Genomic DNA, 13,996 nt, shown 5'->3' on the forward strand with positions numbered 1-13,996 from the left:
CGCTGCGGTCGCCACCGCCGCCGTGCGCGGGGACCACGCCTCCGGCGCCGTGGTCGACGCCGCGGCCCACGAGCTCGCCGACGTCGCGGTGGCGCTCGCGGATCTGCTCGACCTCGACTCCGTCGTGCTCGCCGGGCCCGCCTTCGCGGTGGCCGGCTCCCGACACCTCGCCGTCCTCCGCAGACGCTTCGCCGAGGAGCACCCGCAGACCCGCGTGCTGCTGTCGGCCCACGTCGCCGACGCGGCCGCGGTCGGCGCCGCGCTGGTCCTGCAGCGGGCCCTCTCGCCGCGCGGGGCCTCCCGGGGACGCCCGAGGGATCCGGCCCGATCGGCGCCGATCTCGGCTACGGTGGTCCACGCGAAGGAGTAGTTCCACCGCCTGCTCGGCAGGCGACGAGGCGCGTCGACATGCTGGTCCGGGACGATCCGGACCCGGCGCTCCACCCGGATCCGCACGGAACCGGGCGAACGAGACCTTCGGTCAGTCGACGCACGTCCTGACCGGTCCCTTCCTCGCGCGGGTCGGCGGGCCCGAACCCAGGAGATCCCATGGCGAGAACCGCTCCGGACCCCACCTCCCCGACCCCCGTGCAGATCCGCCGGCGGCGGCGCTACCTCGCCGACGAGCTCGCCGAGGCGGCCACCTACCGCGACCTGGCCGGGCGCCGCTCGGGCGAGGAGCGCGAGATCCTGCTCGCCCTCGCCGCCGCCGAGGGCCGCCACGAGGACCACTGGCGCGAGCTGCTCGGTGCCGCCGCGGAGCCGTCGCCCCGGCCGGATCTGCGCACCCGGGTCCTCGGGTTCCTCACCCGCCGCTTCGGCTCCGTCTTCGTCCTCGCCCTCGTGCAGCGCGCGGAGGCCCGCTCGCCGTACGCCGACGACGACGACGCGACCGAGGCGATGGCCGCCGACGAGCGGATCCACGGGGAGGTCGTGCAGGGCCTGGCCGAGCGCGGGCGGACGCGGCTCGGGCACGTTCCGGGCCGCGGTCTTCGGCGCCAACGACGGGCTCGTCTCGAACCTCGCGCTCGTGCTGGGCGTCGGCGCGAGCGGAGTCGCCACCAGCGTGGTGCTGTTCACCGGGCTCGCGGGGCTGCTCGCCGGCGCCCTCTCGATGGGGGCGGGCGAGTTCGTCTCGGTGCGCCGCAGCGCGAGCTGCTCAGCGCCTCCTCCCCGACCTCGACACCAACCGCCTGGTCCCCGACCTCGACGTCGACGCGAACGAGCTGGCGCTGGTCTACCGCGCCCGCGGACTGAGCGAGGAGGCGAACGCCCGCGCCGCCCACGTCTTCACGGGACTGCGCGGCGGAGTCGCCGCCACCTCTCCGATCACCATCGGCGGACCGAAGGCGGACCCCTCGATCGACGAGCACGAGTCGATCGGCACCGGCATGGGCGCGGCGCTCTCGAGCTTCTGCTGCTTCGCCTCCGGCGCGATCATCCCCGTGCTGCCCTATCTGCTGGGCATGTCCGGGATCGCCGCCGTGATCCTGGCCGCGGTGCTCGTCGGGATCGCCCTGCTCGCGACCGGCGCGATCGTGGGGCTGCTCTCGGGCGCTCCTCCCTCGCGCGGGCCCTGCGCCAGCTCGGCATCGGCTACGGAGCGGCGCTCGTCACGTACCTGCTCGGCCTGCTCTTCGGCGCCTCCGCGGTCTGAGCGACCGCGTCAGTCCTGCTCGGGCTGGTCCTCAGGTGCCGGTCCTGCGCCAGCGCAGCGCCGCGGACACCGATCGCGATCAGCAGCGAGAAGGGCAGCGAGCCCAGCAGCGGATCGACGCGTAGTAGAGGATCTGGCGCTGGATCCACTCCGGTGACGGGGTGTCGGAGTCGCCGTAGTACGGGGCGGGCGGCGACGAGTAGCCGATCGTGAGGATCGAGAAGCCCAGCGCGGTGCCGGCGAGACCGGCGAGCAGCAGCACGAGCAGCCAGGGGTTCCGCAGCAGCGGGGCGTCCGGCTCGACGGCCGCGACCGGCCGCCCGTCCGACTCGACCGGCTGCGCCTCGGAGGGGAGCGGCGCCTCGGAGGAGGGCCGCGCCGCCTCGTCGCCCGGCCCGGCGGACCGCACCGCCGTGCGGCGGGAGCGGCGGGTGTCGGCGACCTCGGCGATGCGCGGCAGCGCGGCGGTCCGCGCGCCGGTGGGCAGGGGCCGCTGCCCGGGCGGGCGAAGGCGCGGTCGTCGCCGCGCACCCGGTCCACTCCCCGGCGAAGCCCCGCTGGAAGACCGGGTCGTAGCGCGGATCGACCTGCTCCGGGGTCGGCGCTCCCGTCGTGCTCGTGTCCGGGTCGTGCCCGTCCCTGTCAGTCATCGTCGACCTCCGGCTTCGCGGTGAGGAGTCCGCGCAGCCAGTCCCGCGCCTCGATGAACACCTCGTCGTCGTAGCGTCGCACGTACGAGACCGACGGCGATCCGCCCGCGGGTAGGAACCCAGGGAAGATCACACCCGGGCTGAAGCGGCGGAGCCCGAGCAGGGCGTCGGCGACCCGCTCGTCGGCCACGTGCCCGTCGAGGTCCAGCACGAACCGGTAGCGGCCGAGGGCGTCCCCGATCGGCCGCGACTGGATCATGCTCAGGTTCACTCCGCGGGTCGCGAACTGCTCGAGCATCTCGAGCAGCGCGCCCGGCTCGTCGCCCGGGAGCTCCGCGATCAGGTTGGTCTTGTCGGCGCCCGTGGGCTCCGGCAGCCGCGTCGTCCGCGAGACGTGCACGAAGCGGGTGACCGCGTTCGGGTTGTCGCCGATCCGCTCGGCGAGCACGTCGACGGCGTGGTGCGCGACGATGCCCGGAGGAGCGATGGCGGCGTCGGCGGGAGACCCGGCGAGCAGGTCGACGGTCGCCTGCACGTTGCTGCTCGCGGGGAGGTACTCGTGGCTCGGCAGCTCGGAGTCGAGCCACTGCCGGCACTGGCCGTAGGCGACCGGATGCGCGGCCACCGTGCGCACGTCCTCCAGTCGCGTGCCCGGCCGCGCCACCAGGATGAAGGAGACGGGGACGAGGTACTCGCCCACGATGCGCAGCCCGGGATCCGCGCCAGCGCGTCCTGCGTGGCCGTCACCCCGCCCTCGACCGAGTTCTCGATCGCGATCACCGCGCCGTGGCTGCGGCCCGAGACCAGATCGCCCAGCGCCTCGCCGACGTTGGCGACGCTGCGCCACTGCTGCCCCCGCGCCTCGGGGACCTGCGCGAGCGCCGCCTCCGTGAAGGTGCCGGAGGGCCCGAGATAGCTGTAGGTACGGGACTCGGAGGCGCTGTCGGGCATGGCGGACAGCCTAGCCACCGGCTGTCCAGCCGGTATCGCGGGCCGGAGCGGGCTGCCACTATGGACCCCATGACCGATCGCGCAGGGAAGCCGGCACAGGCCTCCGATCTCATCGACGTCGAAGCCCTCGTGAGGGCCTACTACGACAACAAGCCGGACGTCTCCGATCCGCTCCAGAGGGTCGTCTTCGGCACCTCCGGGCACCGCGGATCCTCGTTCGACACCGCCTTCAACGAGGACCACATCGCCGCGGTGACGCAGGCGATCGTCGAGTACCGCACGGAGCAGGGCATCACCGGCCCGCTCTTCATCGGTGCCGACACGCACGGCCTCTCGCGCCCCGCGCTGACCACCGCGCTCGAGGTGCTCGTCGCGAACCAGGTGCGCGTGCTGGTCGACGAGTTCGACGACTTCGTGCCCACTCCGGCGCTCAGCCACGCGATCCTCCGCTGGAACAACGACCCGGCGCACACCGACGAGGCCGACGGCATCGTCGTCACCCCCTCGCACAACCCGCCCCGCGACGGCGGCTTCAAGTACAACCCTCCGCACGGCGGACCGGCCGACTCCGACGCCACCACCTGGATCGCGAACCGCGCCAACGAGCTCATCGCCGACGGCAACCGCGACGTGAAGTCCGCCGAGCCCTCGGCCGTCGAGACGTACGACTTCCGCACCCACTACGTGGCGGACCTGAAGAACATCATCGACATCGACGCGATCAAGAAGGCCGGCGTGCGCATCGGCGCCGATCCGCTGGGTGGCGCGTCGGTGCACTACTGGCAGCTGATCGCCGAGATGTACGAGCTCGACCTCACGGTCGTCAACGGCGAGGTCGACCCGGCCTGGGGCTTCATGACCCTCGACTGGGACGGCAAGATCCGGATGGACCCGTCCTCCCCGAGCGCGATGGCCTCCGTCGTCGCCCGCTCCGGCGACTACGACGTGCTCACCGGCAACGACGCCGACGCCGACCGTCACGGCATCGTCACCCCCGACGGCGGGCTGATGAACCCCAACCACTACCTCGCCGTCGCGATCGAGTACCTCTACACGCACCGCTCCGGCTGGCGCGAGGACGCGGCGATCGGCAAGACGCTCGTCTCCTCCTCCATCATCGACCGCGTCGCCGAGTCGCTCGGCCGCCGCCTCTGGGAGGTGCCGGTCGGCTTCAAGTGGTTCGTCCCCGGCCTCGTCGACGGCTCGGTCGGCTTCGGCGGCGAGGAGTCGGCGGGAGCGTCGTTCCTCCGCTTCGACGGCACCGTGTGGACCACCGACAAGGACGGCATCCTGCTGGCCCTGCTCGCATCCGAGATCATCGCCGTGACGGGCAAGAGCCCGTCGGCGCTGTACCGCGAGCTGACCGAGCGCTTCGGCGACCCGGTCTACGAGCGCGTCGACGCGGTCGCCACCAAGGCGCAGAAGGCGGCGCTGGGCAAGCTCGACGGAGACGCCATCCCGGCGACCACGCTCGCCGGCGAGGAGATCGTCGCGAAGCTCTCGAAGGCCCCGGGCAACGGCGCGGGCGTGGGAGGCGTGAAGGTCGTCACCGAGAACGCGTGGTTCGCCGCGCGCCCCTCGGGCACCGAGGACGTCTACAAGATCTACGCCGAGTCCTTCCGCGGCCTCGACCACCTGCACGAGGTCCAGGCCGAGGCCCGCACCATCGTCGACGCCGCCCTCGGCTCCTAGCCCGCCTCCTTCGTGAATTGCCCCGGAAGGGCTCGTTCTCCTCCCGAGAACGAGCCCTTCCGGGCGTTTCAGCGTCGGATCGCGGCCTGAACCTGCGCGACGACGGAGGGGAGGTCGGCGAGGTCGTCACCCGTGAGCTCGATGACGGAGTAGCCGGCGGCACGGAGGCGGCCGATGCGCGCGCGGTCCCGGCGCCAGCGATCGCGCTCGACCCGGTGGTAGTCGCCGTGGTACTCGATGATCACCCGGGCCGGAGGCGCTGCAGAGATCCACTCGCCCCAGAAACGCATCGGCGTCGTAGATCTCGACGTCGGCCTCGATCCCGGAGACGCCCGCGAGGACGAGCGCGACACGCACCAGGGACTCCGGTCTCGACTCGGCCCTCGCGTCCAGAAGTCCGAGCGCCTGCCGCAGCCTGCGGAGGCTTCTCCTGGACCGGTACGTCGAGACCGCTTCCTCGAGCGAGCCGCGAGTGCACAATCCCCGATGCAGGAAGAAGTCGCCGACCGCGACGAGGTCCCCGAGCTCCAGGACGGCACCGAGATCGCACCAGGTGCGGGCCGCCGTCGTCCAGCCGGCCCCGCGGGTACGTCAGCACGTCCACGGAAAGGTCGATCGTCAGAGACCGACCGGAGATGCCGTCCGCATGCGGCGCGCGCCGAGGGGCCGCGACGCCGATGTCGAGTTCGGTCCGGCGCTCCCAGGGCAGATCCAGGGGAGCCCAGAGAAGCGCAGCCGTCGGCCCGCACGCGAACGTCTCCGGTCCGAGCCGGTACAGGAGGGCAGAGCACCGGTCACCGAGAGTCGTCATCGGTCGCACCGATCGGGCTCCGCGCACCGGTCCCACGACCGCGCGCATCGCAGCTCTCGTCGCCCCAGCCGCGTACCCCTCCGATACCCGGAACACACCCTCGGGAAGCTCCCCCTGCACGCGTCCAAGCTGGCGCCCGCCGCGTCCCCGCGCGCGCCACTCTCCACAGCCCCTACTGAGTCGCCCGGAAGGGCTCGTTCTCGCGCTGGAGAACGAGCCCTTCCGGGCGAGTCAGGGCCGGGTCGCTACCAGCGGGGGTGGACCGTCGGGCGGAAGTGGGTGTCGTAGAGGGCGTTGACGGCCTCCATGAACGCCGGGCCGAGGGGCGCGGCGTCGGCGGCGGTCGCGTTGGCGCGGGCCTGCTCGGGCGAGCGGGCGCCGGGGATGACCGACGTCACGCCGTCCTGCTGGATGATCCAGGCGAGTGCGGCGGCCGCGGGTGCGAGGCCGTGGTCGGCGGCGAGGCGCGAGAACTCCTGCGCGGCCTCGACACCGGTCGCGAAGTCGACGCCCGAGAACGTCTCTCCGACGTCGAAGGCCTTGCCCTCGCGGTTGTAGTTGCGGTGGTCGTCGGCCGCGAACGTGGTCTCGGTCGTGTAGCGGCCGCTGAGGAGGCCGGAGGCGAGCGGCACGCGGGCGAGGATGCCGACCCCGGCCTCGCGGGCGGCGGGCAGCACCGCGTCCAGCGGCTTCAGGCGGAACGCGTTCAGGATGATCTGCACGCTGGCGACGTTCGGCCGCGCGATCGCCGTCAGCGCCTCCTCCGTGCGCTCGACCGAGACGCCGTAGTGCGCGATCGCGCCCTCGGAGACGAGGGTGTCGAGCGCGTCGAAGACGGCGTCGTCGGAGTAGACGGAGGTGGGCGGGCAGTGCAGCTGCACGAGGTCGAGGGTGTCCACGCCCAGGTTCTTCCGTGAGCGGTCGGTCCAGGCGCGGAAGTTGTCGAGCACGTAGTTCTCGGGGACCTGGTCGACGCGGCGGCCCATCTTGGTCGCGACGAACACGCCCGAGTCGGGGTGCGCGGCGAGGTAGGAGCCGATCGTGCGCTCGCTGCGGCCGTCGCCGTACACGTCGGCGGTGTCGAAGAGGGTGACCCCCGACTCCACGGCGGCGTCGAGGATCGCGAGGGCATCGTTCTCGGCGACGTCACCCCAGTCGGCACCGAGCTGCCAGGTTCCGAGGCCGACGACGGAGACGGGCGCACCGGTGCGTCCGAAGATTCGAGTGTCCATGCCTCCACCGTAGGCGCGGGCCGGATCCAGCGGAGCCCCTTGCGCGTGCCCTAACGTCGAGGGCATGCCCCTCGTCGTCCTCGGAAGCGCCAACCTCGACCACGTCTACCGCGTCGCCCGCATCCCCGCGCCCGGCGAGACGGTGCTCGCCTCCGACTACCGCACCTTCCCGGGAGGCAAGGGCCTGAACCAGGCGGTCGCCGCGGCCCGCACGGCCGAGGGCACCGCCTTCGTCACGAGCCTGGGCCGCGACTCGGCGGGCGACGAGCTGGCGACCGTGCTCGCCGCCGAGCCGCTCGCCGTGCACGCGCGGCGCCTGGACACCCGCACCGGCACCGCGCAGATCACGGTCGACGACTCGGGCGAGAACGCGATCGTCGTCGACTCCGGAGCGAACGCCGCCTTCGCCGGGCTCACGGCCGCCGAGGAGGAGGTCGTCTCCGCCGCCTCCGCGCTGCTGCTGCAGCTGGAGGTGCCGCAGGAGACGGTGCTCGCCGCCGCGCGCGCCGCCCGCGCCGCAGGAGTCGTCACGATCCTGAACGCCGCCCCCATCCGGCCGCTGCCGGCCGAGCTGCTCGACGAGCTCGACGTGCTGATCGTCAACGAGCACGAGGCGCGCGAGCTGGGCCGCGAGCGCGGGATCGACGCCGCCGACGACTCCGCCCTCGCCGTCGCGCTCACCGCGCTCGTGCCGCTCGTGCTCGTCACCCTCGGCTCGGACGGGGTGATCGTCGCCGTCCGCGACCGCGAGCCCGCCTCCGCCCCGGCCTTCCGCGTCCGCGCCGTCGACACGACCGGCGCCGGCGACACCTTCTGCGGCGCCTTCGCCGCCCGCCTCGCCGCGGAGGGGGCCGACCGCTGGGATCCGGAGGCGCTGCTCCCCCTGGTGCGCTGGGCGAGCGCCGCGGCGGCGGTGTCGGTCACCCGGCAGGGCGCCGCGGTCTCGGCTCCGACCACCGTCGAGACCGAGGCGTTCCTGGTGCAGCAGGGCTGAGCGAGCCGGACCGCCCCGGACCCGGTCGCTGACGGCTCCAGGTCCGCCGGGTCAGTCGACCGCCGCGATCCGCACCGCGACGCGCGCGCCGCTCCGGATGCTCCTGCTGGCACCACTCGCGCACCGCGGCGCCGACCGCCCGGGCGACCCCGGGGGCCGAGGCGTCGGACGAGACCACGAGATCGATCGAGACGACGACGTGCTCCGGAGCGATCCGCACCAGCACGGGCTCGACGGAGGTGCCGCCCGAGGCCGTTCCGAGGGAGGCGGGCAGGAGCGGGATCGGCGAGGGCGCGAGCGCCGTCGCGGCGTGCGCGAGGACGTCGCGGGCCTCCGGTCGCGCGGGCACCAGCATCGCCACTCCGGGCACGCGCGCGGGCGAGCGCTGTGAGCACGGACGACGCGCTCGGCTGCTGCGGGACGACGACTCCGCCCGCCGTGCTCACGACTGCTCCGTTCCGGGGTGGTAGACGTCCTCGACGCGGACGTCGATCGTCGTGACCCGCAGCTCGGTCTGGGTGAGGAGGCGGGTGTGGATGCGCTCGCGCACCTGCTGCGCCGCGTCCGCGAGGGGAACCCCCAGAAGACCGAGATCGCGACCTCGACCACGACCTCCGCCCCGGGAGCGCCGATGTCGCCGACCAGCCGGCAGCGGCCGACGAGCACCCCGGGGACGCTGTCGCCCGCCTCGCGCACGAGCCCGCGGACCGCGCCCTCGGTGATCGTCAGCTCGACGTCCGGCTCGGGGCTGGCGAGCGGGATGTCGCGACCTGCCCGCGCCTCCCGGCGCACCTGCGCGAGGATCGAGCCGAACCAGCCTCTCCTCGGGCGCCGGCAGCCGCTCGGCGTCGTCGTCGATGAGGGCGCCCGAGAGGGCGCGCACCCGCTCGAGGGCCTGCAGCGTGCGGCGGTGCTCCGGAGACTCCTCGATGGCCGCGTCGTACGGCAGCCGGCCACGGTCGAGGTAGTCGCTGAGGTCGTCGAGGGTGAGCTCGTCGCCGTCGACCGGAGCCCCTCGACGGGCGCGGCCCGAGCGCGTCGCCGCGCTCCGGGCCCGCCGGAGTGTCGTCCGCGTTCATCGCGCCTGCTCCTTCATCGGGGACGTCCTTCATCGCCAGTCCTCCATCGCCACGACCAGCGATTCGCGGGCTCGCGCCAGCTTGCCGCGCACGGCCGTCGTGGTCAGCCCCAGGTGCTCGGCGATCTCGCCGTAGGACTCGCCGCCGACCTCGCGGAGCAGCCAGCACTGGCGCTGGGATTCGGGCAGCTGCGCGAGAGCCTGGGCGAGCGCCTTCATCGCATCGGAGCGCTCGGCGGCCTCGAAGGGGCCGGCCCCGTCGCGGCGGGGTGCTCCACGGCGTCGACGTCGTCGGCGGGTCGGCGCTGGCGCAGCAGGTCGACGCTCGAGCGGCTCACGATCCGCATCATCCAACTGCGGACGCTCGCCGGCTCCTTGAGCTGCGGGAGCTGGGCCCAGACCGCGATGAGCGCGTTCTGCACGGCGTCGGAGGCGCTCCGCCTGCGAGCCGGTCAGCCGCCACGCGTACGCCCGGAGGATCGACTGGTGCCGCTTGACGAGGACCTCGAAGGCCCGCACGTCGCCCTCGGCCGAGCGCTCGGCGAGGAGCGCATCGCTCGCCGACTCCAGACCAGGCATGACGCCTCTCTCCTCGACCGTCGGCACCGTGCCGGACACCTATCAGGCAACGGTCAGGAAACTTCCCGATCCGGACCGTGACGATCACCCGCCGGGCTCCGTCCCACTCATGTAAGCACAGCCCGAGGGCGCAGGACTGCGAAGTCGATGCGACCGGGCCCAGGACCCCCGACCGCGGAACCGCGGCCGACGAGACGTACAGGAGACACCATGAGCGACACCACCCGCACCCCCTCCACCCCCCGCGTCGACAAGTCCGTCGACACCGTGACCAGCCTCGGCGGCGCGGTCTCCGGCACCGCTCAGGGCCGCACCGTCATCGACGACGCCGTGATCGCGAAGGTCGCTGGCATCGCGGCTCGCGAGGTCCCCGGCGTCTTCGCCCTCGGCAACAACGCCGCCCGCGCGTTCGGCGCCATCCGCTCCGCCGTCGGCGGCAACGACCTGGCCCAGGGCGTCCGCGTCGAGGTCGGCGAGACCCAGGTCGCCGTCGACGTGACCCTCGTCGTCGAGTACCCCGTCCCGATGCAGACCGTGGCCGACCGCGTCCGCGACGCGGTGGGCGAGGCCATCACCGGCCTCGTCGGCATGGCGGTCGCCGAGATCAACGTCGCGATCGTCGACGTGCACATCCCCGGGGACGACGACTCCGCCGAGACCGAGAGCCGCGTCCGATGAGCACCCCCACCCCTCCGGCCCCCGCGAGCCGGGCACCGTGCTCGGCGTCGTCGTCGGCGCGATCCTCGCCTTCGCCGCCCTGCTCTTCGGCTTCTGGGCTTCGTCCTCACCGCCGTGTTCATGGCGCTCGGCGTCCTGATCACGCGGATGCTCGACGGATCGCTGGACGTGCGCGGACTCGTGGACGTGTTCCGCGGCCGCACGACCTCCCGCTAGGAGCCGTCATGACCACCGCCCTGCAGTCGCGTCCCGCCGCCGGCGCCCCCGCGCCGGTGGCGGGCACCGTCACCGTCAGCGTCCGCTCGATCGAGCGCACCGCGCTCGCCGTCGTGCACGAGGAGCTCGGCGTGGAGGTGTCCGCGATCCGCGTCCGCCTGTCGGACGACAGCGGGGGCCTCGCGCTCTCCGTCACGACTCCCGTCGTCGTCGGCTCGGACCCCGCCGCCGCCCCCGGAGCCGGCGAGGGAGCCTGCTCGATCGCCTCCACCGCGATCGGAGCCGCATCGCCGCCCGGATGCAGGCCTTGACCGGCCGCACCGTCACCCGGGTCGACATCCGGGTGAACGGCACCCGCACCCGACACACGAGGAGAGTCGCATGAGCACGGCCGCATCCCCCCGCGACGCCGCTCCCGACGCGCGCTACCGCCGCTTCCTGCGGCGCGAGACGCACCGCTCGCGCTCGGCCGCGCAGATCGTCGATCCTCATGGCGATCGCCCTGATCGCCGCGTACGTCGGCACCGAGGCGGTGCTCGCCGTCCTCGGCGCGGCCCCGCTCCTGATCGCGCCCTCCGCTCTGCTGGGAGCCCTGGTCGGAGGGGCGGGCTCGCCTCCTCCGCTCTGATCGGCGTCGCGGTCGTCACCGGGCTGCTCGCACTGGTGCTGCTCGTGCTGGCGATCGCTCCGGGGCGCGCGCTCGGCACACCATCGACGACGAGCGCCTCGCGATCGTGGTCGACGACGGAGTGATCGCCTCGGCGCTCGCGCGCTCGGCCCGCACCGTGGCCCGCTCGCGCCGCGAGGACACCAGCGCCTCGATCGGACGCCGCACCGCGGTCGTCTCGATCACGCCCGCCTCCGGCATCGCCGTCGACCGCGACTCCGTCCAGAGCGCCCTCGACGCCGAACTGGAGCGGATCTCCCGCGCAGCCCGTCACCCGCGCCACCGTCCGCATCGCCGAGTCCGGGAGGATCTGATGACCACGAGCAACCGCTTCGTCAACCGCCTGTTCCTGCTCCTCGTCGGCCTCGTGCTGGCCGCCGTCACCGCCGGACTCGTCCTGGTCGCGGTCTCGCAGCCCGTGCGGGACGCGGTCTCGGCCTTCGGCTCCGACCAGGGGGCGGCCCTCGTCTCCCGGATCTCGCCCGAGGACGGCACGCCCTGGAACGACACCGCCGTGCTCTGGCTGCTCTACGCGATCGTCGGCGTGTGCCTTCTGGGCGTCGTGATCGCCCTCGCACTCGCCCTCACGCACGGCCGCGGTCGCACCGGCACGGTGCTGCACGACGAGACCTCCGCCGAGGCGGCCCGGCCGGCCTCGGTCGAGTTCGCCACCGGATTCGCCGAGGACGTCCTCGAGAACGCCCTCGCCGGCCGCGGCGACCTGCTCGACGTGACGGTGTCGGCCTACCAGCACGGGTCCACCACCGCCCTCAAGGTCCGGGTCCTCCCCCGCAGCGGGGTCTCCCCGCGCACGGTGGTCGACTCGGTGCGCTCGGAGGTCGAGAGCCTGGACCGCCTGCTCGAGTCCGCCTCCCGGTCGTGCTCGAGGTCGCCTCGAGCGCCCGCGCCGGCTTCTCCCGGGAGGACCGCGCCGCCTGACCCCTGCCCGCAGAGCGCGAGGCACCACTCCTGCGGCCGTCGCGGGAGGATCACCGAATCGAACGAAGGGAGCCCCTGATGGGTGCTGACGACAAGATCCGCAACGCTGCTGAGAACCTCCTCGGAAAGGCGAAGGAGGCGGCCGGCAAGCTGACCGACAACGAGCGCCTCGAGGCCGAGGGACAGGCCGACCAGACGAAGGCGCAGACCAAGAAGGTCGGCGAGGACGTCAAGGACGTCTTCAAGAACTGACTCCACCGCTCTCCTGCCGAGGAGGCCGTCACCGCTCGCGGGGGCGGCCTCTTCCGCGTTCCGGCGTCAGACGCTCCAGAACATGATGCGACCGGCCGAGGCGGAGTCGATGTCCTGGTCGAGGTTGTCGACCGTGTGCGACGCGTAGAGGATCGTGTCCCCGTCGACGCTCGTGACGATCCCGGTGTGGTCCCAGTCGCCGGAGCCGTCCCAGTCGAACTGCACGACGTCGCCGACCTCGACCTGCTCGCGCTGCGCGTTCGTGAGGGGCGTCGCCCGCTCCGGGTGGGCGGCGAGGTAGGAGTTGAAGGCCGTCGACGACGCCCAGGCCGAGCTGTACCCGCCGCCGGACGAGAAGCTCCACTCGGAGTCCATGGTCCAGCCGCGGGCGATCAGGGACTGCGAGGTGAAGTTCACGCAGTCGTTGCCGGTGATCACGCCGTACTGCGCCGAGTTGTACTCGGTCCAGTACGTCCGGACGTAGTCGAGCTGCGAGGCGAGGCGGCTCGCGTCGAGCGCGGCGGCGGCCTTCGCGGCCTCGATCGCGGGGTCGGGCGTGTAGGCGAACGTGATGGCCGAGGCCACGACCTTGGTGGTGGCCAGCACGCCGGTCGCGGTCGGCAGCGGCTCGGCGGTGGGGGTCGAGGAGGCGGAGGGAGCCGGGGCGGCGAGATCCGCCGCCGGGTCCGCGACGGGCACGGGGGCGGTCGTGGCCAGCGCGGTCTGCGCCTGATCGACGGGCGTTCCGCCGGCGGTGACCGCTGCGGCGGCCTCGGTCACGGCGTCGAAGGTGATGGGAGCACCGCTGGCGTCGAAGAAGGCGACGGGCACGACTCCCTCGACCTCGCCGGATGCGGGAGGCGCCACCACCGTGATCTGGTCGGGGTTCTCGACGGCGACGCTGCCCTCGAGGTCGCCGAACCGCACCGAGGCGACCGAGTCGAGGTTGGAGCCCTGGAGCGTGACGCTCGTGCCGCCGGCGACCGTGCCGCTGGTGGTCGACACTCCGCTCAGCACCACGCGCGCGGAGGCGGTGGTCGCGGGGAGCACGGCGACGGTGGTCGCAGCCGCGGTCGGCGTCGCCGACCCGGAGGCGGTGGCCGAGGGCGGACTCGGACGAGCCGGATCCGCCGATGGTCAGGCTGGCACCCGCGGCGACGGCCACGACGACGAGGCCGCCCGACATCGCGAGCACGAGGTGACGGCGGCCGGGTCGGAGGAAGGAGGCGCCGCGCCGTGCGGGCTCCACCCGCGGGCGGTGCTGGCGGTGACCCTCGGCCACGCGGCGGTCTCGGCGCGAGGCGAAGCCGCCGCCGCTCGCGGAATGCGGGGACCGAGGCGGACGGCAGCGGGCCGCGGGCACGACGGGGGCGGAGCCGCGGCGGCGGTCGTGACGGCGGTGCGCACGCGGCTCCTCCGCTCCCCGGCCTGGCGGCGGGGCCGGGCGGGGGCGCGGTGACGCCGGGGTCAGCGGCGGCGCCGGGGGTGGGAGCGGGCGAGGTCGGGGTGGAGCGGGTGGAGCTGGGGGGCACAGAGGTATCTCACGGTTCGGGATGCGACGGCACGGTGGCGCACTGCTTTTTCAGGAGGGAGCTGCCCC

16 protein-coding genes and 2 pseudogenes are annotated in these 13,996 nt (G+C 73.6%); 9 read left to right on the forward strand and 9 right to left on the reverse strand.

Features of this window, described 5'->3' with window-relative positions; translation table 11 throughout:
- Positions 1–549: 549 nt before the first annotated feature.
- Positions 550–1,657: pseudogene (locus tag AC0CII_RS09570) on the forward strand (VIT1/CCC1 transporter family protein).
- 79 nt (positions 1,658–1,736) lie between these two features.
- On the opposite strand, the gene AC0CII_RS09575 reads toward AC0CII_RS09570, so the two are convergent.
- From AC0CII_RS09575 to AC0CII_RS09585, 3 genes and pseudogenes are all read right to left on the reverse strand, one after another.
- Entirely contained in the window at positions 1,737–2,066 is a 330-nt protein-coding gene (locus AC0CII_RS09575; protein WP_465229239.1) for a hypothetical protein, read from the reverse strand.
- Positions 2,067–2,299: 233 nt separating this feature from the next.
- Entirely contained in the window at positions 2,300–3,154 is an 855-nt protein-coding gene (locus AC0CII_RS09580; RefSeq protein ID WP_465229240.1) for a prephenate dehydratase, read from the reverse strand.
- Positions 3,085–3,258 (reverse strand): annotated as a pseudogene (locus AC0CII_RS09585) (prephenate dehydratase); the annotation flags it as partial. The gene AC0CII_RS09580 and the pseudogene AC0CII_RS09585, both read right to left, overlap by 70 nt.
- A gap of 69 nt (positions 3,259–3,327) precedes the next feature.
- Here AC0CII_RS09585 and pgm point away from each other — a divergent pair.
- Positions 3,328–4,950 carry a phosphoglucomutase (alpha-D-glucose-1,6-bisphosphate-dependent) gene (pgm, locus tag AC0CII_RS09590; RefSeq protein WP_465227865.1) on the forward strand — a complete coding sequence of 541 codons (1,623 nt, stop codon included), beginning with the start codon at positions 3,328–3,330 and terminating at the stop codon, positions 4,948–4,950.
- A gap of 68 nt (positions 4,951–5,018) precedes the next feature.
- Here pgm and AC0CII_RS09595 read toward each other — a convergent pair whose 3' ends face one another.
- Both AC0CII_RS09595 and AC0CII_RS09600 read right to left on the reverse strand, forming a co-directional pair.
- A complete protein-coding gene (locus AC0CII_RS09595) occupies positions 5,019–5,240 on the reverse strand; it encodes a DUF559 domain-containing protein (RefSeq protein ID WP_465229241.1) in 222 nt (73 codons plus the stop codon).
- A 766-nt stretch (positions 5,241–6,006) separates the two neighbouring features.
- Positions 6,007–6,993: an aldo/keto reductase gene (locus AC0CII_RS09600; RefSeq protein ID WP_207403232.1), complete on the reverse strand. Its 987-nt coding sequence runs from the start codon at positions 6,991–6,993 to the stop codon at positions 6,007–6,009.
- Between the two features lie 64 nt (positions 6,994–7,057).
- On the opposite strand from AC0CII_RS09600, the gene AC0CII_RS09605 reads away from it, so the two are divergent.
- Positions 7,058–7,987, forward strand: coding sequence for a ribokinase (locus tag AC0CII_RS09605; RefSeq protein ID WP_207403233.1), 930 nt, complete (start codon positions 7,058–7,060; stop codon positions 7,985–7,987).
- Here AC0CII_RS09605 and AC0CII_RS09610 read toward each other — a convergent pair.
- From AC0CII_RS09610 to AC0CII_RS09620, 3 genes are all read right to left on the reverse strand, one after another.
- Entirely contained in the window at positions 7,914–8,342 is a 429-nt protein-coding gene (locus tag AC0CII_RS09610; RefSeq protein WP_465229242.1) for a hypothetical protein, read from the reverse strand. The two genes, AC0CII_RS09605 and AC0CII_RS09610, sit on opposite strands and share 74 nt — an antisense overlap.
- Before the next feature lie 87 nt (positions 8,343–8,429).
- A complete protein-coding gene (locus AC0CII_RS09615; RefSeq protein ID WP_465229243.1) occupies positions 8,430–8,870 on the reverse strand; it encodes an Asp23/Gls24 family envelope stress response protein in 441 nt (146 codons plus the stop codon).
- A 225-nt stretch (positions 8,871–9,095) separates the two neighbouring features.
- Positions 9,096–9,644: an RNA polymerase sigma factor gene (locus AC0CII_RS09620; RefSeq protein ID WP_465229244.1), complete on the reverse strand. Its 549-nt coding sequence runs from the start codon at positions 9,642–9,644 to the stop codon at positions 9,096–9,098.
- A 210-nt stretch (positions 9,645–9,854) separates the two neighbouring features.
- Here AC0CII_RS09620 and AC0CII_RS09625 point away from each other — a divergent pair, with 210 nt between their 5' ends.
- The 5 genes from AC0CII_RS09625 (at position 9,855) to AC0CII_RS09645 (ending at position 12,396) form a co-directional block, all read left to right on the forward strand.
- On the forward strand, positions 9,855–10,322 hold the full coding sequence (locus AC0CII_RS09625) for an Asp23/Gls24 family envelope stress response protein (protein WP_207403237.1): 468 nt from the start codon (positions 9,855–9,857) through the stop codon (positions 10,320–10,322).
- Between the two features lie 224 nt (positions 10,323–10,546).
- The gene (locus AC0CII_RS09630) at positions 10,547–10,849 is read left to right on the forward strand and encodes a hypothetical protein (RefSeq protein WP_465229245.1); all 303 of its coding nucleotides are present in this window, start codon (positions 10,547–10,549) and stop codon (positions 10,847–10,849) included.
- A 70-nt stretch (positions 10,850–10,919) separates the two neighbouring features.
- Positions 10,920–11,291, forward strand: a complete 372-nt coding sequence (locus tag AC0CII_RS09635) for a hypothetical protein (protein WP_465229246.1) — start codon at positions 10,920–10,922, stop codon at positions 11,289–11,291.
- On the forward strand, positions 11,273–12,223 hold the full coding sequence (locus AC0CII_RS09640) for a hypothetical protein (RefSeq protein WP_465229247.1): 951 nt from the start codon (positions 11,273–11,275) through the stop codon (positions 12,221–12,223). Before AC0CII_RS09635 ends, AC0CII_RS09640 begins: the two co-directional genes overlap by 19 nt.
- The gene (locus AC0CII_RS09645; RefSeq protein ID WP_207403242.1) at positions 12,223–12,396 is read left to right on the forward strand and encodes a CsbD family protein; all 174 of its coding nucleotides are present in this window, start codon (positions 12,223–12,225) and stop codon (positions 12,394–12,396) included. Before AC0CII_RS09640 ends, AC0CII_RS09645 begins: the two co-directional genes overlap by 1 nt.
- 66 nt (positions 12,397–12,462) lie before the next feature.
- On the opposite strand, the gene AC0CII_RS09650 is transcribed toward AC0CII_RS09645, so the two are convergent.
- Positions 12,463–13,401, reverse strand: coding sequence for an amidase domain-containing protein (locus AC0CII_RS09650; RefSeq protein WP_465229248.1), 939 nt, complete (start codon positions 13,399–13,401; stop codon positions 12,463–12,465).
- On the opposite strand from AC0CII_RS09650, the gene AC0CII_RS09655 reads away from it, so the two are divergent.
- Complete coding sequence (locus AC0CII_RS09655; RefSeq protein ID WP_465229249.1) at positions 13,358–13,855, forward strand: hypothetical protein; 498 nt, start codon at positions 13,358–13,360, stop codon at positions 13,853–13,855. The genes AC0CII_RS09650 and AC0CII_RS09655 overlap by 44 nt on opposite strands.
- Positions 13,856–13,996 lie beyond the last annotated feature (141 nt).

This window comes from Rathayibacter sp. AC182 (genome assembly GCF_979253875.1).

Excerpts from the sequence above, each read along its gene's own strand:
- AC0CII_RS09595 (WP_465229241.1), bottom strand. The coding sequence starts at position 5,240 with ATGCGTTTCTGGGGCGAGTGGATCTCTGCAGCGCCTCCGGCCCGGGTG.
- AC0CII_RS09600 (WP_207403232.1), bottom strand. The coding sequence starts at position 6,993 with ATGGACACTCGAATCTTCGGACGCACCGGTGCGCCCGTCTCCGTCGTC.
- AC0CII_RS09620 (WP_465229244.1), bottom strand. The coding sequence starts at position 9,644 with ATGCCTGGTCTGGAGTCGGCGAGCGATGCGCTCCTCGCCGAGCGCTCG.
- AC0CII_RS09625 (WP_207403237.1), top strand. The coding sequence starts at position 9,855 with ATGAGCGACACCACCCGCACCCCCTCCACCCCCCGCGTCGACAAGTCC.
- AC0CII_RS09610 (WP_465229242.1), bottom strand. The coding sequence starts at position 8,342 with ATGCTGGTGCCCGCGCGACCGGAGGCCCGCGACGTCCTCGCGCACGCC.
- AC0CII_RS09630 (WP_465229245.1), top strand. The coding sequence starts at position 10,547 with ATGACCACCGCCCTGCAGTCGCGTCCCGCCGCCGGCGCCCCCGCGCCG.
- AC0CII_RS09635 (WP_465229246.1), top strand. The coding sequence starts at position 10,920 with ATGAGCACGGCCGCATCCCCCCGCGACGCCGCTCCCGACGCGCGCTAC.
- AC0CII_RS09605 (WP_207403233.1), top strand. The coding sequence starts at position 7,058 with ATGCCCCTCGTCGTCCTCGGAAGCGCCAACCTCGACCACGTCTACCGC.
- AC0CII_RS09645 (WP_207403242.1), top strand. The coding sequence starts at position 12,223 with ATGGGTGCTGACGACAAGATCCGCAACGCTGCTGAGAACCTCCTCGGA.
- pgm (WP_465227865.1), top strand. The coding sequence starts at position 3,328 with ATGACCGATCGCGCAGGGAAGCCGGCACAGGCCTCCGATCTCATCGAC.